This window comes from Streptomyces sp. CA-251387 (assembly GCF_050936625.1).
Lineage (GTDB): Bacteria > Actinomycetota > Actinomycetes > Streptomycetales > Streptomycetaceae > Streptomyces.
The window spans coordinates 3,507,114-3,525,522 of the sequence record NZ_JBNJMJ010000001.1 but is presented as its reverse complement, the minus strand read 5'-3'; the positions used below and the strand labels follow the sequence as shown (position 1 = coordinate 3,525,522).

Annotated in this window: 14 protein-coding genes and 1 pseudogene; 9 read left to right on the top strand and 6 right to left on the bottom strand. The window is 71.1% G+C overall.

The features are described from left to right. Positions 1-65: 65 nt before the first annotated feature. Positions 66-1,223 (top strand): acyl-CoA dehydrogenase family protein, encoded by a 1,158-nt coding sequence (locus ACQEV2_RS15590; RefSeq protein WP_433040726.1) that lies wholly within the window; start codon positions 66-68, stop codon positions 1,221-1,223. A gap of 58 nt (positions 1,224-1,281) precedes the next feature. Further along, positions 1,282-2,151 carry an acyl-CoA thioesterase gene (locus tag ACQEV2_RS15585; RefSeq protein WP_433040723.1) on the top strand — a complete coding sequence of 290 codons (870 nt, stop codon included), beginning with the start codon at positions 1,282-1,284 and terminating at the stop codon, positions 2,149-2,151. Between the two features lie 77 nt (positions 2,152-2,228). On the opposite strand, the gene ACQEV2_RS15580 is transcribed toward ACQEV2_RS15585, so the two are convergent. Then, positions 2,229-3,020, bottom strand: coding sequence for a phosphatase (locus ACQEV2_RS15580; protein WP_433040720.1), 792 nt, complete (start codon positions 3,018-3,020; stop codon positions 2,229-2,231). Between the two features lie 62 nt (positions 3,021-3,082). Continuing rightward, positions 3,083-4,576, bottom strand: a complete 1,494-nt coding sequence (locus tag ACQEV2_RS15575; RefSeq protein ID WP_433040717.1) for a helix-turn-helix domain-containing protein — start codon at positions 4,574-4,576, stop codon at positions 3,083-3,085. Positions 4,577-4,697: 121 nt separating this feature from the next. Here ACQEV2_RS15575 and ACQEV2_RS15570 point away from each other — a divergent pair, with 121 nt between their 5' ends. Genes ACQEV2_RS15570 through ACQEV2_RS15560 form a run of 3 tightly spaced genes read left to right on the top strand, consistent with a single transcriptional unit; the run spans position 4,698 to position 8,881 of the window. After that, complete coding sequence (locus tag ACQEV2_RS15570) at positions 4,698-6,158, top strand: sodium:solute symporter (protein ID WP_433040714.1); 1,461 nt, start codon at positions 4,698-4,700, stop codon at positions 6,156-6,158. A 57-nt stretch (positions 6,159-6,215) separates the two neighbouring features. Continuing rightward, positions 6,216-7,196, top strand: a complete 981-nt coding sequence (speB, locus tag ACQEV2_RS15565) for an agmatinase (RefSeq protein ID WP_433040711.1) — start codon at positions 6,216-6,218, stop codon at positions 7,194-7,196. Next, entirely contained in the window at positions 7,193-8,881 is a 1,689-nt protein-coding gene (locus tag ACQEV2_RS15560) for a thiamine pyrophosphate-binding protein (RefSeq protein ID WP_433040708.1), read from the top strand. Before speB ends, ACQEV2_RS15560 begins: the two co-directional genes overlap by 4 nt. 4 nt (positions 8,882-8,885) lie before the next feature. Here ACQEV2_RS15560 and ACQEV2_RS15555 read toward each other — a convergent pair whose 3' ends face one another. From ACQEV2_RS15555 to ACQEV2_RS15545, 3 genes and pseudogenes are all read right to left on the bottom strand, one after another. After that, the gene (locus tag ACQEV2_RS15555) at positions 8,886-9,131 is read right to left on the bottom strand and encodes a hypothetical protein (protein ID WP_433040705.1); all 246 of its coding nucleotides are present in this window, start codon (positions 9,129-9,131) and stop codon (positions 8,886-8,888) included. 118 nt (positions 9,132-9,249) lie between these two features. Further along, the gene (locus tag ACQEV2_RS15550; protein WP_433040702.1) at positions 9,250-10,053 is read right to left on the bottom strand and encodes an endonuclease I family protein; all 804 of its coding nucleotides are present in this window, start codon (positions 10,051-10,053) and stop codon (positions 9,250-9,252) included. Positions 10,054-10,252: 199 nt separating this feature from the next. Then, positions 10,253-11,419, bottom strand: a pseudogene (locus ACQEV2_RS15545) (hypothetical protein); the annotation flags it as partial. A 79-nt stretch (positions 11,420-11,498) separates the two neighbouring features. Between ACQEV2_RS15545 and ACQEV2_RS15540 the strand changes: the two are divergent. Continuing rightward, positions 11,499-12,233 carry a DUF899 domain-containing protein gene (locus tag ACQEV2_RS15540; RefSeq protein ID WP_433040699.1) on the top strand — a complete coding sequence of 245 codons (735 nt, stop codon included), beginning with the start codon at positions 11,499-11,501 and terminating at the stop codon, positions 12,231-12,233. Here the strand turns inward: ACQEV2_RS15540 and ACQEV2_RS15535 are convergent. Further along, positions 12,230-12,340, bottom strand: coding sequence for a DUF397 domain-containing protein (locus ACQEV2_RS15535; protein WP_433040696.1), 111 nt, complete (start codon positions 12,338-12,340; stop codon positions 12,230-12,232). The two genes, ACQEV2_RS15540 and ACQEV2_RS15535, sit on opposite strands and share 4 nt — an antisense overlap. A gap of 314 nt (positions 12,341-12,654) precedes the next feature. On the opposite strand from ACQEV2_RS15535, the gene ACQEV2_RS15530 reads away from it, so the two are divergent. The 3 genes from ACQEV2_RS15530 to ACQEV2_RS15520 all read left to right on the top strand — a co-directional run bounded on the left by ACQEV2_RS15530 (position 12,655) and on the right by ACQEV2_RS15520 (position 18,368). After that, positions 12,655-13,446 (top strand): serine hydrolase, encoded by a 792-nt coding sequence (locus ACQEV2_RS15530; RefSeq protein WP_433040693.1) that lies wholly within the window; start codon positions 12,655-12,657, stop codon positions 13,444-13,446. Positions 13,447-13,507: 61 nt separating this feature from the next. Next, a complete protein-coding gene (locus tag ACQEV2_RS15525) occupies positions 13,508-14,545 on the top strand; it encodes an esterase-like activity of phytase family protein (protein ID WP_433040690.1) in 1,038 nt (345 codons plus the stop codon). Between the two features lie 103 nt (positions 14,546-14,648). Then, complete coding sequence (locus ACQEV2_RS15520; protein ID WP_433040687.1) at positions 14,649-18,368, top strand: ABC transporter ATP-binding protein; 3,720 nt, start codon at positions 14,649-14,651, stop codon at positions 18,366-18,368. Positions 18,369-18,409: the final 41 nt, after the last annotated feature.

Below are 18,409 nucleotides of genomic sequence, written 5' to 3'. Positions count from 1 at the left end.
GTGGATACTCGCCGGTACGGTTGAGTGAGCAAGCGCTTAGACATGGACGTGTGGAGGTGGCGGCGGTGCGCCGTACGGTGTTCAACGAGGATCACGAGGCGTTCCGGGAGACCATCCGCGCCTTCATCGAGGCCGAGGTCGTTCCCGTCTACGACGAGTGGTTCGCCGCCGGCCAGGCGCCGCGCGAGTTCTACTACAAGCTCGCCGAGCTCGGCGTCTTCGGCATCCGTGTCGAGGAGGAGTACGGCGGCGCCGGCATCGACTCGTACAAGTTCGAGGCGATCATGTACGAGGAGACGTCCCGCGCGGGCGTCCAGTTCGGCGGCTCCGGCGTGCACGTGCTGCTCGGCCTGCCGTACATCAAGATGCTCGCCACCGACGAGCAGAAGAAGCGGTACCTGCCGAAGTTCGTCTCCGGTGAGGAGATGTGGGCCCTCGCGATGACCGAGCCGGGCACCGGCTCCGACCTCGCGGGCATGAAGACCACCGCCAAGCTCTCCGAGGACGGCACGCACTACGTCCTCAACGGCGCCAAGACCTTCATCACCGGTGGCGTGCACGCCGACCGCGTGATCGTCTGCGCCCGCACCGCGGCCCCGACGGCCGAGGACCGCCGTCACGGCATCTCCCTGTTCGCCGTGGACACCAAGTCCGAGGGCTACTCCGTCGGCCGCAAGCTCGACAAGCTCGGCCTGAAGACCTCCGACACCGCCGAGCTGGCGTTCGTCGACGTGAAGGTCCCGGTCGAGGACCTCCTCGGCGAGGAGAACAAGGGCTTCTACTACCTCGGTCACAACCTGGCCTCCGAGCGCTGGGGCATCGCCTTCGGCGCCTACGCCCAGGCCAAGGCCGCCGTGCGGTTCGCCAAGCAGTACGTCCAGGAGCGCACCGTCTTCGGCAAGCCGGTCGCCCACTTCCAGAACACCAAGTTCGAGCTGGCCGCCTGCCAGGCCGAGGTCGACGCGGCCGAGGCCGTCGCCGACCGCGCGCTGGAGGCGCTGGACGCGGGCGAGCTGACCCCGGCCGAGGCCGCCAGCGCCAAGCTGTTCTGCACCGAGGTCGCGCACCGTGTCATCGACCGCTGCCTCCAGCTGCACGGCGGCTACGGCTTCATGAACGAGTACCCGATCGCCCGCCTGTACGCGGACAACCGCGTCAACCGTATCTACGGCGGCACCAGCGAGATCATGAAGACGATCATCGCGAAGGACATGGGTCTGTAAGGACCCGGGTCTGTGAAGTCCCGGTCCACGAGCATCGCCCATCAGTAGAAAAGGTGCCATGAACGAGGCACTACAGGGTCTCCTCGATCTGCTCGACCTGGAGCAGATCGAGGAGGACATCTTCCGCGGCCAGTCCCGCTCCGCCGTCGTCCCGCGCGTCTTCGGCGGCCAGGTCGCGGCGCAGGCGCTCGTCGCGGCCGGGCGCACGGTCCCCGAGGACCGGCCCGCCCACTCCCTCCACGCGTACTTCCTGCGCATGGGGGACCCGGGCGCGCCCATCGTCTACAACGTCGACCGCATGCGCGACGGCCGCTCCTTCACCACGCGCCGCGTCGTCGCGGTCCAGCACGGCAAGCCGATCTTCGCCCTGTCGGCGTCCTTCCAGGCGCACGAGGAGGGCCTGGACCACCAGACGCCGATGCCGCCCGCGCCCGACCCGGCGACACTGCCCACCTCCCAGGAGCGCCTGCGCGGGTACGACCACCTCGACCCGGCTGTGGTCGAGAGGTTCCTGGAGGCACGCCGGGCGGTCGACCTGCGCTATGTCGACGAGCCGCCGTACGGCAAGTTCGGCGAGCCCCGCGAACCGCACTCCCAGGTCTGGTTCCGCACCAACGGCAAGCTGGCCGACGATCCGCTGCTGCACGTCGTCCTCGCCACGTACGTCTCCGACATGACCCTCCTCGACTCGGTGCTGCTCGCCCACGGGCGGGGCGGCTGGGCCGTCGGGGACGTGGTCGGGGCCTCGCTGGACCACGCGATGTGGTTCCACCGCCCGTTCCGCGCGGACGAGTGGCTGCTGTACGACCAGGAGTCGCCGTCGGCGTACGCGGGCCGGGGGCTCGGACAGGCGCGGATCTACACGCAGGACGGGCGGCTCGCGGTGTCGGTGATCCAGGAGGGCGTGGTCCGGGTTCCGCGGAGCTGACGGCGGGTGGACGGGTATCCCGCAGCCGGAGACCCTCCCACCCCCGGCAGGGCCACGACGACGGCCGTGGTCAATCCCTAGTCGACCAGGCCCGCCTCACCCAGCAGATACGCCGTCATCGGGTCGTAGTGGCGCGGGCTCACCACATGGTCGTCGAGCGGGACCACCACCTGCACCGTTCCCTCGGCCTCCGCGAGGAACAGCGCCGGGTCGTTGCAGTCCGCGTACCCGACGGAGTCGACCCCGTGCTGCCCGGCGTAGCCGGCCCAGCCGTGGTCGGCCACGACCAGGTCCGGCAGGGGACGTCCCGCGCGCTCGAGTCCCGTCAGGATGGCCTTCATCGGGTCGCCGGAGTGGGTGTGCCAGAGGGTGGCGCCGTGCTCCAGGACCGCGACGTCCGCGAACTGCATGACGTACCCCTCGTCCGTCTGCAGGCCGTCCGGGATGACGACGATCTCGCAGCCGGCCGTGCGCAGAGCGCCAGCGGTCGCGTGGTGGACGTCGAGCAGGCCACCCGGGTGGCCGGTGGCGAACAGGACGCGCTGGCGGCCCTCCGCCGCCTTGCGCAGCCGGCCCGCCATCCGCTCCAGCGCGGCCACCGTCAGCTCGGGGTCGATGGTGTCCTGGCCGTGGCGGTACTCCGGGTCGTCGTTCACGCCGACGCGCTCCGCCATCACCGCGAGCACGTCCTGCTCGTCGCTCCAGCGGTCACCGAGCTCCAGGCCGAGCCAGTAGTGGCGGTCGCCGTTCGCCAGCTTGCGGTAGTGGGAGAGGTTGTTCTCGCGGGGAGTGGCGACGTCGCCCGCGATACGGGTTCTGACGAGGTGGTCGACGAGCTCGGCGCGGCTGGGTGTCCCGGGTATCGGCATGGTCCCCATTGTGAGGCAGACGACTGGGGGAACGGCCGAGTCCGGGGCGCGTGCGACGCGGGTCACTGTGCGGTCGACCGCCCGGTGCCGGGCAGTTCGACGTGGCGCAGGGCGAACCACAGCTCCATCCGTACGTCCGGGTCGTCCAGGTCCGTGCCGAGGAGCGCCGCGCACCGGGCGATCCGCTGGCGGACGGTGTTGCGGTGGACGGACAGGGCGACGGCCGTGCGGTCCCAACTGCCGTGCAGGGAGAGCCAGGTGCGCAGGGTCTCGGTGAGCGGGGTCGTCAGGGGCGCGAGGAGGGTGCGGGCGTGCGCCTCCGCCTCGTCGGGGAAGAGCAGGTCGGCGAGGGCCGGGCGGTGCGTGCCGTGCCGGAACAGGGGCGTGCGGGTCGCCCTCGCCCGGGACAGGGCCCGGGCCGCCTGGGTGTCGGCCGCAGGCCAGTCCGGCGCCGACGCGGGGGCGCTGACGCCCAGCGTCCAGCCGGGCTGCGGGGAGGGTTCGCGGTCCGCCGGGACGAGGACGCGTACGACGTCCCGCGCCAGGTCGACCAGCGGCGAGCCGAGCGCCGCGCCCAGCGCCGAGGCCGCCACCGGGTCGCAGGGCTGGGCGTCGGGGCGGCCGTGGACCACGAGCCAGTCGCCGGCGCCCAGCAGCGGGGCCACCGCCTGCGGCTCGGCGCCCAGCAGCAGCCGTACGAGCGCCGAGGACCGGGCCGCTCCCGAGCCGCTCTGGTGCTCGCCGGTGAGAAGGGACAGGAGCACGGCGGCGACGGAGGCGATGGTGTGGTCGCCGGGGTCCCGCCGCGGGGCGACGACCCCGAGGACGAAGCCGCGGCCGGCGCCTAGGGCGTAGGCGGCGAGGTGGGTGCCGGCGGCGGTGTCGGTGGCGGAGGTGGGAGTCCCCGTTCCCGAGGGACGTACCACCGCCGCGAGCTCGGCCAGCGGCCCGCTCACCGTGTCCTGCGGCCCTCGCCCCGCCGAGGCGACCTCCGCCCCCTCCGGCCCGTACAGCACCGCCCAGCCCCCGACCCGCTGCGCCAGCTGCCGCAGCACCGCCCGTACCGGGTCCGGGCGCGAGGCGGCCGCCGCAAGGCTCTGCTGGGCCTCCGTCACGCGGCGCAGTTCGGCGTGGCGGGCCTGGGCCATCAGCTGCCAGACCGCGCGGGCCACGCCGGAGAAGGTGGTCTGCGGCGGGACCTCCAGCAGCGGCAGCTCATAGGCCTCGCAGGCCGCCACCAGGGCGCGCGGCACCGTGTCGTGGACGGGAGCGAGCCCGAAGCCGAGCGCCGCGCCGCCCGCCGCCACGATCCTCGACACGTAGTCGTCGAAGTAGGTGCCCGAACCCGCCGCCTCCGGGATGTGCACCCCGGCCGTCAGCAACAGCTCCCCGCCGAGCAGATAGGGATACGGATCGGCCATCTCCGAGGTGTGCGCCCAGTGGATCACGATGCCGGGGTCGGACGGGCCGGCGATCTGGCGCAGGGCCAGGTCCTCACGGGCCAGGAGGGCGGAGAGCGGTACCGGTGGGGTGGGAGGAACGGTCGGCTCCGGCATGTGTGCGTTCCCTCCATCCGGTCGGTCTCGAATGGATGAAACGTACACTTCGCAGTCGCTTTCCAGCCACCTAGGGTCAATCCTCATCACCCGCCGGCGAGACCGAGCGAAGGAGGGCCCCGTGGCCATCGATTACACCGTGATCGTCGTCTATCTGGCCGGAATGCTGGCCATGGGCTGGTGGGGCATGCGCCGCGCCAAGTCCAAGAGCGAGTTCCTGGTCGCCGGGCGCCGGCTCGGCCCCACGATGTACTCCGGCACCATGGCGGCGATCGTCCTCGGCGGCGCCTCCACCATCGGCGGCGTCGGGCTCGGCTACCAGTACGGGCTCTCCGGCGCCTGGATGGTGGTCACCATCGGGCTCGGACTGCTCGCCCTGTCCGTCTTCTTCTCCGCCCGCATCGCCCGTCTCAAGGTCTACACCGTCTCCGAGATGCTCGACCTGCGCTACGGCGGCCGGGCCGGCGTCATCTCCGGTGTCGTCATGTGGGCGTACACCCTCATGCTTGCGGTCACCTCGACCATCGCGTACGCCACGATCTTCGACGTCCTCTTCGACATGAACCGCACGGTCGCGATCGTCCTCGGCGGCTCGATCGTCGTCGCCTACTCGACGCTCGGCGGCATGTGGTCGATCACCCTCACCGACATGGTGCAGTTCGTGGTGAAGACCGTCGGCGTGCTCCTGCTGCTCCTGCCCATCGCCGTCGTCAAGGCCGGCGGGTTCAGCGAGATGAAGGCGCAGCTGCCGACCGAGTACTTCGACCCGCTGGGCATCGGCGGCGAGACGATCTTCACGTACGTCCTCATCTACACCTTCGGCATGCTCATCGGTCAGGACATCTGGCAGCGCGTCTTCACGGCCCGCAGCGACAAGACCGCCAAGTGGGGCGGCACCGTCGCCGGCACCTACTGCCTCGCCTACGCCCTCGCCGGCGCCGTCATCGGTACGGCCGCCAAGGTGCTCTACCCCAAGCTCGGCAACGCGGACGACGCCTTCGCGACCATCGTCAAGGACGAACTCCCCGTCGGCGTGCGGGGCTTGGTGCTGGCCGCAGCCCTCGCCGCGGTGATGTCCACCTCCTCCGGCGCACTCATCGCCTGCGCGACCGTCGCCAACAACGACATCTGGTCGCGGCTGCGGGGAGCCGTGCGACCGGACGCGGAAGCGCACGACGAGGTCACGGGCAACCGCGCCTTCATCCTGGTCATGGGCGTGGCCGTGATCTGTACGGCCATCGCGCTGAACAACGTCGTCGAGGCGCTGACCGTCGCCTACAACCTGCTCGTCGGCGGACTGCTCGTGCCGATCCTGGGCGGGCTGCTGTGGCGGCGCGGAACCGTGCAGGGCGCGCTCGCCTCGGTCGTCGTCGGTGGTGTGGCGGTGATCACCCTGATGGCGACCCACGGCATTCTCGCCAACGAGCCCGTCTACTACGGCCTGCTGTCTTCCCTCGCCGCGTACATCGCCGTCTCCTTGATGACGAGGCCGACCGACGCGGCCGTCCTCGCCGCCTGGCGTGAGCGTCTCGCCGGGCGGGCTCCCGAACTCGTGTCCGAACCGGTCCCGGCTCCCCAGTAGAGTCGTAGGAGCAAAACCCGCATACGCGATGAAGCGTAGGAAAGAAGGCATTTCACGATGACTGGCAACGAGACGCCCCGCGGCCCCGTCGACTCCTCCCGCATCCCGCGGTACGCCGGACCCGCGACCTTCGCCCGGCTCCCGCGCCTGGACGAGGTCGGCCGCGCCGACGTCGCCGTGGTCGGCGTGCCGTTCGACTCGGGCGTCTCGTACCGGCCGGGCGCCCGCTTCGGCGGCAACGCCATCCGCGAGGCGTCCCGGCTGCTGCGCCCGTACAACCCGGCGCAGGACGCGTCGCCGTTCGCGCTGGCGCAGGTGGCGGACGGCGGCGACATCGCCGTGAACCCGTTCAACATCAACGAGGCCGTGGAGACCGTCGAGGCCGCCGCCGACGAGCTGCTCGGCACGGGCGCCCGCCTGATGACCCTCGGCGGCGACCACACGATCGCGCTCCCGCTGCTCCGCTCGGTCGCCAAGAAGCACGGCCCGGTGGCCCTGCTCCACTTCGACGCCCACCTCGACACCTGGGACACGTACTTCGGCGCCGAGTACACCCACGGCACGCCCTTCCGGCGCGCGGTGGAGGAGGGCATCCTCGACACCGAGGCGCTCTCCCACGTCGGCATCCGCGGCCCGCTGTACGGCAAGCAGGACCTGACCGACGACGAGAAGATGGGCTTCGGCATCGTCACCTCGGCGGACGTCTACCGCCGCGGCGCCGACGAGGTGGCCGACCAGCTGCGCCAGCGCATCGGCGACCGGCCCCTCTACATCTCCATCGACATCGACTGCCTCGACCCGGCCCACGCGCCCGGCACCGGCACCCCCGAGGCGGGCGGCATGACATCGCGCGAGCTGCTGGAGATCCTGCGCGGCCTGGCGTCCTGCAACCTGGTCTCGGCGGACGTCGTCGAGGTGGCGCCCGCGTACGATCACGCCGAGATCACGTCGGTGGCCGCGTCCCACACGGCGTACGAACTGACCACGATCATGTCCCGCCAGATCGCGGCGGCCCGGAAGGACTCGGAAGCGAAGTGACTCACGACCACGACCTGGTACTCCGCCCGACTCAGGCGCAGATCGCTGCCGCCCTGAATCCTCCCGCCGGCCGCACCGGTGGAGACCTGGTCGTGGAGACGCTGGCCGGGCTCGGCGCGACGACGGTCTTCGGGCTGCCCGGCCAGCACGCGCTGGGCATGTTCGACGCGCTGCGGCGCTCCGACCTGCGGTACATCGGACTGCGGGTGGAGAACAACGCCGGGTTCGCGGCGGACGCGTACGGCCGGATCACGGGCGAGGCGGCGCCGCTGCTGCTGTCGACGGGGCCGGGGGCGCTGACCTCCCTGGCCGCGCTCCAGGAGGCGGCCGCGGCGAGCGCTCCCGTGCTGGCGATCAGCAGCCAGATCCCGACGGCTGGCCTGGGGGGTGGGAGGCATGGGTATTTGCACGAACTCCCGGACCAGGCGGCCTCGTTCAGGGGCGTGGTGAAGTCGGTCCACACGGTCCGCACCCAGTCGCAGATCCCCTCCGCGATCGAGGCGGCCTGGAAGTCGGCGCTCACGGCCCCGCACGGCCCGGTGTGGGTGGAGATCCCGCAGGACGTCCTGCTGGCCGAGACGTCGATCCCGGTGGTGACGGGCGGCGACGCCTTCCCCGAGGAGCTGCCGCCGCGCCCCGAACTGACCGCGGTGGCGGCCGACCTGTTGTCGAAGGCGGCCCGCCCGGCGATCATCGCGGGCGGGGGAGTGGTACGGGCGGACGCGTCGGGCAAGCTGAAGCAGCTGGCGGAGCGGCTCCAGGCCCCGGTCGTCACGACCCCCGGCGGCAAGGGCGCGTTTCCCTGGACGCACCCGCTGTCGCTCCAGTCCTGGATCGAGGACCGGTACACGACGGACTTCCTGGAGGACGCGGACGTACTGCTCGTCGTGGGCTCGGGCCTGGGCGAGCTGTCCTCGAACTACCACACGTTCAAGCCGCGGGGCCGGGTCATCCAGATCGAGGCGGACCTCGGCAAGCTGGAGTCCAACCACCCGGCGCTCGGCATCCACGCGGATGCGCGCCTCGCCCTGCAGGCGCTGCTGGAGACGGTGGACGAGCGCACGGATCCGTCCGCGCCGGAGCGCGTCCGCGAGGTCCTCGCCAAGGTCGCCGACCGCATCGCCGCCCAGGAACTCACCCTGGAGCAGGAGGTGCTGGCGTCCGTGCGCCGCGCCCTGCCGGCCGGCTCCCCGTCCTTCTGGGACATGACCATCCTGGCCTACTGGGCCTGGTCCGCCTTCGACGCCAAGGGCCCCAACCTCCTGCACTCCGCCCAGGGCGCCGGCGGCCTCGGCTACGGCTACCCGGCGGCCCTCGGCGCGGCGGCCGCGGACCCGACGCGCCCGGTGCTCGCGGTGTCCGGCGACGGAGGCGCGCTGTACTCGATCGCCGAGCTCGCGACGGCCCGCCAGTACGACCTGAACGTCACCTGGCTCATCGTCGACGACGGCGGCTACGGCATCCTGCGCGAGTACATGACGGACGCCTTCGGCGAGGCGACGGCGACCGAGCTGACGCGGCCGGACTATGTGGCGCTCGCCGAGTCCTTCGGCGTCCCCGGGGTCCGTACGACCCCGGAGACACTGGAGACCGACCTGGCGAAGGCGCTGTCCGCGCCCGGGCCCTCGGTGGTCGTCCTTCCGGCGGTGCTGCGGATGTTCGCGCCGACGCACCTCACGGCGTGACGCGTCAGCGGCCCGGCTCGCGCGTGTCGTCGACGTGGTCGCGGTTGTAGCAGGCGTCGTCCAGCGCGGGGCCGGTCCACGGTGCCGCCACCGGGACGAGCGCGAGTGCCTGCCTGCAGATGTTGGCGGTGGAGAAGTCCCGGTAGCCGGCGATGTTGATACGGCCCCGGTTGCCGTCGTCGGCGTGGGCCGGGGTGGCGAGGAGGAGGCCTGCCATGGTGAGCGCGGCGAGCGCGCTGATCTTCTTCATAGCCGGGTCAACGGCATCGGATCGGCGCAGGTCACTCCGCTGCACAGGTGGTGACTGAGCGCGCCAGGAGCCGACGGACCCCTGGCGCGTCCATGGCGACCGGGCAGGGCCCGGTGGCCTACCAGATGGCCTCGACCCACTCCGGGTGGTCGATGAACGGGTTGCGGTTGTGCTGGTAGGTGTCGTAGATGACCTGGTTGCGGCGCTCCTCGAAGGCGTCCGGCGGGTCCTCGTCGTTCCAGGCCTTCAGGACGGACAGACGGCCCATGTACGGGTTGCTGCCGTTGCTGACGCTGTCGTTGGGCTCCAGGTCGGACCAGCTGTCGTCGCCCTCGTAGCGGACGGCCATGTAGAGGATCATGCGGGCCACGTCGCCCTTGACGGCGTCGCGCGGCTCGAAGGAGTTGGAGTCGGTCAGGCTGCCGCCGGAGTTGGTGAAGCTGCTGCCGCCGTTGTCGAAGTCCTTGTTGCCGCGGATGGAGTTGACCTGCACGTCCTCGGGGCGGATGTGGTGCAGGTCGGTGCCCGGGCCGGTCGAGGTGGTGAGGTCGCCGTGCGAGATGGCCCAGACGTGCTCACGGTTCCAGTCGCCGGTGTCACCGCCGTTGAGGGACTTGCTGCGGGAGATGCCCGAGTACAGCAGCTTCACGTTGCTGCTGTTGTTCGGGTCCTGGTCCGTGACCTTCAGCGCCTCCCAGAGCGCCGAGTACGACAGCTTCGTCTGGCTGCTGATGATCGTGTGCAGCGACGACTTGAGGCTGGTGCCGGTCTTGCCAACCGCGTTCTTGTAGTACGTCGAGTCGTACGCGGTCGTAGTGGCGGCGGCCGGGGTCGCGGTCACCGCGGGGGCGGTCAGCCCGACCAGGACGGCTGCGGTGGTCAGTGCCACTGACTTCCAGCTGCGTATGCGTGTCGCCAGCATGTGGGGTGTCCCATCTACGCGGGTTGAATGGAGGCGGCAGATGGGAGAGTGGCATGGACATGCGGTGGTGTCGAGGGCCGGTACATGTCTTTTGGGTGACGGGAAACGGCAAATCGGGGCCTGTCTACGCGAGTTGACGCGCCGGGAAGGCCTGACTGGGGAGTCGGGGCCTTCCCGGCGCCGGGGCCTGGCTGGTTCGGCTCACGTCGGACGGGTCCAGGCGGTAGACGGTGGACGTCGTGGACTGGGAGCCGGGGGGCTGCGAGGACTGCGAGGTGCTGCTGTACTCGCTCTCCTTCACCGCTGTCCCGTGCTCCTGCACCCACGCCGTGACCTCGGAGCTGAGGCTGTTGCCGCCGCCGGGGCCGCCGCCCATGCCGCCGCCGAGCTGGATGTAGTGCAACTGGCCCTTCTTCACCAGCTCCTTGAGCTTGGCCAGGGTCATCGCCTTGTCGGAACCGGACCAGCCCCACATGGAGATGACGGGCTCGCCGCTGCCGAGGATCAGCTGGGCCGCGCTCTGCGAACTCGACACCGCCAGCAGCCACTTGGCGCCGTCCTGGTGCTTCTTGAGGTACGTGATGAGCTCGCTGCTCGCGCCGCCCATACCGCCGCCGGGGCCGCCGACCGTGGCGCCGCCACCGCCCATGGCGCCGGGTTGGCCGCCGCTGCCGGTGTCCGTGCCGCCGGGGGTCGTACCGCTGCTGCCGGTGCCGTTCGGGGGCGTACCGCCCATCTCGCCGGTGGCGCCGGAGGCCTGGCCGCCGGGTAGTTCGCCGTTCCCGCCGCCCGGCATCTGGGTGGTCCCACCTGCCCCTCCGCCGTTCTGACTTCCGAGCCCGCCGATCTGGCTGTTCCGGCCGTCCTGCTGAGCGCCACCGGGCGTGCCGTCCCCGCCGCCCGGGAAGCCACCCCGGCCACTGCCCCCACCGGGCCCGCCGAAGCCGCTCCCCGTCGAAGGCCCGGCCGTCGGGTTCGTCCCGCCGCCCATGCCGCCTCCGCCGCCCGAACCGGACGGCACCGACCAGGCGTACGCCGCCGGACCCGCCACCGCCGCGACGATCGCCGCCACCAGCGAGGCCGCCAGCAGCCGCGGCCGCGCCCCGGACACGGAGCGGAAGACGAGCAGCCCCACGATCGCCAGCGCCATGACCACCGCGATCGCCGGCCACAGCCAGGTGTTCCAGCCGGAGGCCCGGTGGAGCAGGACGACGGCCCAGATCGCCGTGACTGCGAGGCCCGCCGGCAGCACCCACGCCCACCGCCGGTCGGCGCGGAACGCGCGCAGCAGCATCACGCCGCCGCCTCCGCACAGCGCCGCGATACCCGGGGCGAGGGCGGTCGTGTAGTACGGGGGCATCGTGCCCGCAAAGCAGTCCGCAAAGAGAATTCCTCGCCGCGCGCGTACGGTGGACGTATGGCCTCCCCTGCAGGAGGGAAAGGCGATGCCCGAGCACAGGGTCGGCACACAGGAAGAGTTCGACGCGGCCCGAGCCGACCTGCTCGCGCAGGAGAAGGAGCTCACCCGCCGCGGCGACGAGCTCGCCCGCAAGCGGCGGGAGCTTCCCTGGGTGCCGGTCGAGAAGGACTACGGCTTCGAGACCGAGGACGGACCCAAGTCGCTCGCGGACCTCTTCGACGGGCGCTCGCAGCTGCTCGTCTACCACTTCATGTTCGGTCCGCCGTACAAAGCGGGCTGCCCGGTCTGCTCCTCGATCGCGGACACCCTCAGCCCCAACGCGGTCCATCTCAAGGCCCGTGACGTGACGCTGATCTGCTCGTCACGCGCGCCGCTCGACAAACTCCTCGGCTACCGGCGGCGGATGGGCTGGGGCTTCGACTGGGTCTCCAGCGGCGGCGGCGACTTCCACCGCGACCTCGGGTTCGTCTACACCGCCGAGGAGTTGAAGCCGTTCCTGGAGGGCGGCTACCCGGCGACCGTACGGCAGATGGCGCAGGCGTGCGGCACGGACGTGGCCGGTTACGTCACCGAGGGACCGGGACTGAGTGCCTACGCGCTCTCGGACGGCACCGTCTACCGGACGTACGTGACCACCGCACGCGGCCTGGAACCCGCCATGGCCTACTACGGCCTCCTCGACCGTGCGCCGCTGGGCCGCCATGAGGAGGGCGAGCAGATGCACTGGCTGCGCCGCCATGACGAGTACGACAAGGGCTAGGAGCCGAGTTCGCCGCCCTTGACCGCCGTGACGAACGACGACCAACCGGATGCCGGGAAGACCAGGGCGGGGCCGTGCGGGGTCTTGGGGATGGCTCGGTCAGTCATGGTGTCCGTACTCCTTTGCAGTGGCCCTGAGCAGGGCCACTGACTCCCAGGGTGGGCGATCACCCACTCACTGAAGTCCTGGCGGTGCATCAGGTCCAGGTCGCGGTGGCCGCCCCCGATCCAGACGTCGGCCTGCGCCTTTCGGAGCAAGGACAGGACGGAAAATACGCCGTCAGCGGTCATCATGCGTACAACCTTCCATGCCGTCTCGTTGTCAACAGGACATGACTCAGGGGACAACGAGCGAGAAGTCGACAGGCGTTTCCAGGCGCGCGAGAGCCGTCGTTGCGGCGGGTATGGGCGCTGTGGTCGTCATGACGTCCATCGCCGCCGCCACGCCCGCCGTCGCGGCCACCGCACCCACCGTCAGCTGTACGTCCGCCAAGGCCGGTCTCGCCGACAAGCTGAAGCGGGACATCACCGCTGCCCTTGCCAACCGCAAGGGCACGATCGCGGTCGGCCTCTACGACCGTTCCACGAACACCACCTGCGCTCTGCGCCCCTCCACCGCCTTCGACTCCGCCAGCGTCGTGAAGGTGACCGTGCTGGCCACGCTGCTGTGGGACGCGAAGAAGCACAACCGGTACCTCACCGACCGCGAGGTGGCGCTCGCCAAGGCCATGATCACCAAGTCGGACAACGAGGCGACCCGCACGCTGTGGAAGCAGCTCGGCATGACGAAGATCAAGGGCTTCCTCGCCGCCGCCGGCATGACCCAGACCAAGCCCGGCACGAACGGCTACTGGGGCCTGACCCAGATCACCGTCACCGACGAGCAGAAGCTGCTCAAGCTCATCACCGCCAGGAACTCGGTGCTCAGCGACAACTCGCGCGCCTACATCCTGAAGCTGATGGGCCAGGTCGTCTCCTCGCAGCGCTGGGGCACGCCGTACGGAGCGCCGTCCGGTGTCTCCGTGGCCGTCAAGAACGGCTGGCTGCAGCGCTCCACCAACGGCTGGCGGGTGCACAGTGTCGGCGCCTTCAAGGGCGGCGGCCACGACTACATGATCACCGTCCTCACGCACGGCAACAGCACCATGAACTACGGCATCACGACCATTCAGGGCGTCGCCAAGGTCATACACCGGGACCTGGCGGCAAGCTGACCCTCCGACCCTTAACGCGGCGGCCTACCCTGCGTCACCCACCCGCCCTACGGTGACGCCCATGCGCCTGAGAACCGTACTCGCGACCACCACCGCGGGCCTGGCGGCAGCCACCTGCCTCACCGCCGTCGGCCCGGCGAACGCTCACGCCAACTCGCAGGAGAATCACGCCTGTTCGCCCTCCGTCTCCATCGACCGCTTCTCCGACGCGCTCGACAAGACGACGTACGAGGGCACCTTCGTCGGCAACTTCTCCGCGCTCGCCGTGGATCGCGACGGCTCCCTCGCCGCCGTCTCCGACCGCTCGGCCCTCTTCGGTCTCGACCGGGAGACGCTCGCCCCGCAGGCCGTCGTCCCGCTCGCCGACGAGAACGGCGCCGCCCTGGACTCCGAGGGCCTCGTCGTCGACCGGGACGGCACCCGGCTGATCTCGTCGGAGACCGAGCCGTCCGTACGCCGCTACTCCCGCGACGGCAAGATCCTCGACCGGCTCCCCGTCCCGGACGCCCTCCGCGTCGCCCCGGCCGGCCGCGCCGTCTCCAACGGCACCTTCGAGGGACTGACCCTGCTCCCCGGCGGCCGCACCCTGCTCGCGTCGATGGAGTACGCGCTGCAGGGCGACAGCGCGGGCATCGTCCGCTTCCAGACCTGGCAGCGCACCCGGCCGGCGGGCGGCCCCTTCGAGCCCGGCCGCCAGTACGCCTACCGCGCGGACGCCGGCCTCGGCGTCCCCGAGGTCCAGGCGACCCCCGACGGCCGCCTCCTCGTCCTGGAGCGCGGCTTCACCTCCGGCGTCGGCAACACGGTCCGCCTCTACCTGGCCGACCCGCGCCGTGCGACGGACACCAGCGGCATCGAGAACCTGACGGGGCAGGACGACGTACGCCTGATCAAGAAGACGCTCCTCGCCGACCTCGTGAACTGCCCGTCACTGGGAGCGACCGCCAAGCAGCCCCAGCCGAACCCGCTCCTCGACAACATCGAGGGCATGGCGGTCACGGGGTACTCGAAGGGGCGCCTGAAGGTGCTGCTGGTCAGCGACGACAACCAGAACGCGGTGCAGACGACGCGGTTCTACTCCTTGCGGGTACGCGTCTGAATCCAGCCGCTGAGCAGTCCCGAGTATTGCAGTGGGATGAAATCCGCTTCGTCGCGCGTTGGTGCCTTCCGGTAGATCAGGACGAAAAACGGAGGGCACCGGCGTGGGACCGCAACGGGGATGGGCACGGCGACTGTGGGGCTACGCCTGGCGCTACCCCAAGGACGTGATCCTCGCCCTCGGCTCCTCGCTCGCCGGCATGGCCGTCATGGCGATCGTCCCGCTGATCACCAAGGTGATCATCGACGACGTGATCGGCGACCACAGCCGGTCCATGGCCGTCTGGGCGGGCGCGCTCATAGGTGCGGCGCTCCTCGTCTACGTCCTCACCTACATCCGCCGCTACTACGGCGGCCGCCTCGCCCTCGACGTCCAGCACGATCTGCGGACCGACATGTTCGGCACGATCACCCGGCTCGACGGGCGGCGGCAGGACGAGCTGTCCACGGGGCAGGTCGTCGGGCGGGCCACCAGCGACCTCCAGCTGATCCAGGGCCTGCTCTTCATGCTGCCGATGACCATCGGCAACTTCGCGCTCTTCCTGATCTCCCTGGTCGTGATGGCCTGGCTGTCCGTCCCGCTCACCCTGGTCGCCCTCGCCGTGGCGCCCGCCCTGTGGTGGATCGCCAAGCGCAGCCGGACCAAGCTGCACCCCGCCACCTGGTACGCCCAGGCCCAGGCCGCCGCCGTCGCGGGCGTGGTCGACGGGGCCGTCAGCGGCGTACGTGTGGTGAAGGGGTTCGGGCAGGAGGAGCAGGAGACCGGGAAGCTCAGGGACGTCAGCCGGCGGCTCTTCGCGGGGCGCCTGCGCACCATCCGGTTCAACTCCAGGTACACCCCGGCCCTGCAGGCGGTCCCCGCCCTCGGCCAGGTCGCCATGCTCGCCCTCGGCGGCTGGCTGGCGGTCCGCGGGCACATCACGCTCGGTACGTTCGTCGCCTTCTCCACCTACCTCGCCCAGCTCGTCGGCCCGGTCCGGATGCTCGCCATGGTCCTCACCGTCGGGCAGCAGGCCCGGGCGGGCACCGAGCGCGTGCTCGAACTGATCGACACCGAGCCGTCCATCAAGGAGGGCACCAAGACCCTCCCCGCCGACGCCCCCGCGACGGTCGAGTTCGACGACGTGTCCTTCGGCTACGACGATGAGCGCCCCGTCCTCGACGGGCTGAGCTTCGAGATCCGGCCCGGCGAGACCCTCGCCGTCGTCGGCTCCTCCGGCTCCGGCAAGTCCACCGTCTCGCTCCTCCTCCCGCGCTTCTACGACGTCACGCGCGGCGCCGTCCTCGTCGGCGGCCACGACGTCCGCGAGCTGACCTCCGACTCGCTGCGCGCCGCGATCGGGCTGGTGCCCGAGGACTCCTTCCTCTTCTCGGACACCGTCCGCAACAACATCGCGTACGGCCGCCCCGACGCGACCGAGGAGGAGATCCGCACAGCCGCCCGCGCCGCCCAGGCGGACCGTTTCATCGCCGAGCTCCCCGACGGCTACGACACCAAGGTCGGCGAGCACGGCCTCACCCTCTCCGGCGGCCAGCGCCAGCGCGTCGCGCTCGCCCGCGCGATCCTCACCGACCCCCGCCTCCTCGTCCTCGACGACGCGACCTCGGCGGTGGACGCCCGCGTCGAGCACGAGATCCACGAGGCGCTGAAGCACGTCATGGAGGGCCGGACGACCCTCCTCATCGCCCACCGGCGCTCCACCCTCAACCTCGCCGACCGCATCGCCGTCCTCGACGCCGGCCGCCTCGCCGACATCGGCACCCACGAGGAACTCCAGGAACGCTCCCCCCTCTACCGCCGCCTCCTCACCGACCCCGACGAACTCGGCGGCGTCTCACCCGGCCACGCCCAGCCGGCCTGCCCCCAGGAGGACACCTCCGTACGCGACGAGCTGGACGCCGAGTTCGACGCCGAGCGCGGGGTGACGCCGAGGCTGTGGACGGGCGACCGCGAGCGCAAGGATCTGGCGCTCTCCGAGTCCCCGGCCACCCCGGAACTGCTCGCCCAGGTCGAGGCCCTGCCCCCGGCGACCGACACCCCCGACATCGACGAGGGCCGCGCGGTCCGGCCGGAGGAGTCGTACGGCCTGAGGCGGCTGCTGCGCGGCTTCGGGCTCCCCCTGCTGATCAGCCTCGGGCTCGTCGCCGTGGACGCCGGCATGGGCCTGCTGCTGCCCGTGCTGATCCGGCACGGCATCGACTCGGGCGTCACACAGATGGCCCTCGGCGCCATCTGGGCGGCCTCGCTGCTCGCCCTGCTCTCCGTGACGGTCCAGTGGGCGGCGCAGATCGGCGAGACGCGGATGACCGGGCGCACCGGCGAACGCGTCCTGTACTCCCTCCGCCTGAAGATCTTCGCCCAGCTCCAGCGGCTCGGACTCGACTACTACGAGCGGGAGCTGACCGGCCGGATCATGACGCGGATGACGACCGACGTTGACGCTTTGTCGACATTTCTGCAGACGGGTCTGGTCACCGCCTTCGTCTCCGTCGTCACCTTCTTCGGCATCATGGTCGCCCTCGTGGTGATCGACCTCCAGCTCGCACTCGTCGTCTTCGCCACGCTGCCGCCGCTGATCATCGCGACGTACTTCTTCCGCCGCGCGAGCGTGAAGGCGTACGAACTCGCCCGGGAGCGTGTGTCGCTGGTGAACGCCGACCTCCAGGAGTCGGTGTCCGGGCTGCGGATCGTGCAGGCCTTCCGGCGCGAGCGGGACGGCGGCGCACGGTTCGCCGAGCGAAGCGACAGCTACCGCAGGGCCCGCATCCGCGGCCAGTGGCTGATCTCCATCTACTTCCCCTTCGTGCAGTTCCTTTCGTCGGTGGCCGCGGCGGCCGTGCTGATCGTGGGTGGGATGCGGATCGACGACGCGACGCTGACGACCGGCGCGCTGGTGGCGTACCTGCTCTACATCGACCTGTTCTTCGCGCCGGTCCAGCAGCTCTCCCAGGTCTTCGACGGCTACCAGCAGGCCACGGTCTCCCTCGGCCGCATCCAGGAGCTGCTCCAGGAGCCGACGTCGACGAAGGCGGCCGAGGAGCCGCTGGAGGTGCTGTCGCTGCGGGGCGAGGTCGCCTTCGAGGACGTGCACTTCGCGTACGGCGACGACGAGGAGGCCCTGGGCGGGATCGACCTGCGCATCCCCGCCGGGCAGACGGTCGCGTTCGTCGGTGAGACGGGCGCCGGCAAGTCCACCCTCGTCAAGCTCGTGGCGCGGTTCTACGACCCGACCGGCGGCCGGGTCACGGTCGACGGCACGGACCTGCGTGCCCTCGACATCACGTCGTACCGCCACCGTCTCGGCGTCGTCCCGCAGGAGGCGTACCTCTTCCAGGGCACCGTGCGCGACGCCATCGCCTACGGCCGCCCGGACGCGACGGACGCCGAGGTCGAGGCCGCGGCCCGCGCGGTCGGCGCCCACGAGATGATCGCCACCCTCGACGGCGGCTACCTCCACGAGGTCGCCGAGCGCGGCCGCAACCTCTCCGCCGGGCAACGCCAGCTGATCGCGCTCGCCCGCGCCGAGCTGGTCGACCCCGACATCCTGCTCCTCGACGAGGCCACGGCCGCGCTGGACCTGGCCACGGAGGCCCAGGTCAACCAGGCGACGGACCGCCTCGCGGGCCGCCGTACAACTCTCGTCGTGGCCCACCGCCTGACCACGGCCGCCCGGGCGGACCGGGTCGTGCTGATGGCCCACGGCCGGGTCGCCGAGGACGGCACGCATGAGGAGCTGCTGGCCCGGGGCGGGCGGTATGCCGAGTTGTGGCGGACCTTCCTCGGGCAGGCCGAGCCGGAGGAGCCGGTCGGCGCGGCCCGGTAGGCCCTGCGAAGGTGTCCTCGTGACGGCCGTGCAACCATCCG

Bases quoted from the DNA above. Each gene is read 5' to 3' on its own strand.
- ACQEV2_RS15585 (WP_433040723.1), top strand. From the start codon at position 1,282: ATGAACGAGGCACTACAGGGTCTCCTCGATCTGCTCGACCTGGAGCAG.
- ACQEV2_RS15580 (WP_433040720.1), bottom strand. From the start codon at position 3,020: ATGCCGATACCCGGGACACCCAGCCGCGCCGAGCTCGTCGACCACCTC.
- ACQEV2_RS15550 (WP_433040702.1), bottom strand. From the start codon at position 10,053: ATGCTGGCGACACGCATACGCAGCTGGAAGTCAGTGGCACTGACCACC.
- speB (WP_433040711.1), top strand. From the start codon at position 6,216: ATGACTGGCAACGAGACGCCCCGCGGCCCCGTCGACTCCTCCCGCATC.
- ACQEV2_RS15530 (WP_433040693.1), top strand. From the start codon at position 12,655: ATGACGTCCATCGCCGCCGCCACGCCCGCCGTCGCGGCCACCGCACCC.
- ACQEV2_RS15555 (WP_433040705.1), bottom strand. From the start codon at position 9,131: ATGAAGAAGATCAGCGCGCTCGCCGCGCTCACCATGGCAGGCCTCCTC.
- ACQEV2_RS15535 (WP_433040696.1), bottom strand. From the start codon at position 12,340: ATGACTGACCGAGCCATCCCCAAGACCCCGCACGGCCCCGCCCTGGTC.
- ACQEV2_RS15525 (WP_433040690.1), top strand. From the start codon at position 13,508: ATGCGCCTGAGAACCGTACTCGCGACCACCACCGCGGGCCTGGCGGCA.
- ACQEV2_RS15575 (WP_433040717.1), bottom strand. From the start codon at position 4,576: ATGCCGGAGCCGACCGTTCCTCCCACCCCACCGGTACCGCTCTCCGCC.
- ACQEV2_RS15540 (WP_433040699.1), top strand. From the start codon at position 11,499: ATGCCCGAGCACAGGGTCGGCACACAGGAAGAGTTCGACGCGGCCCGA.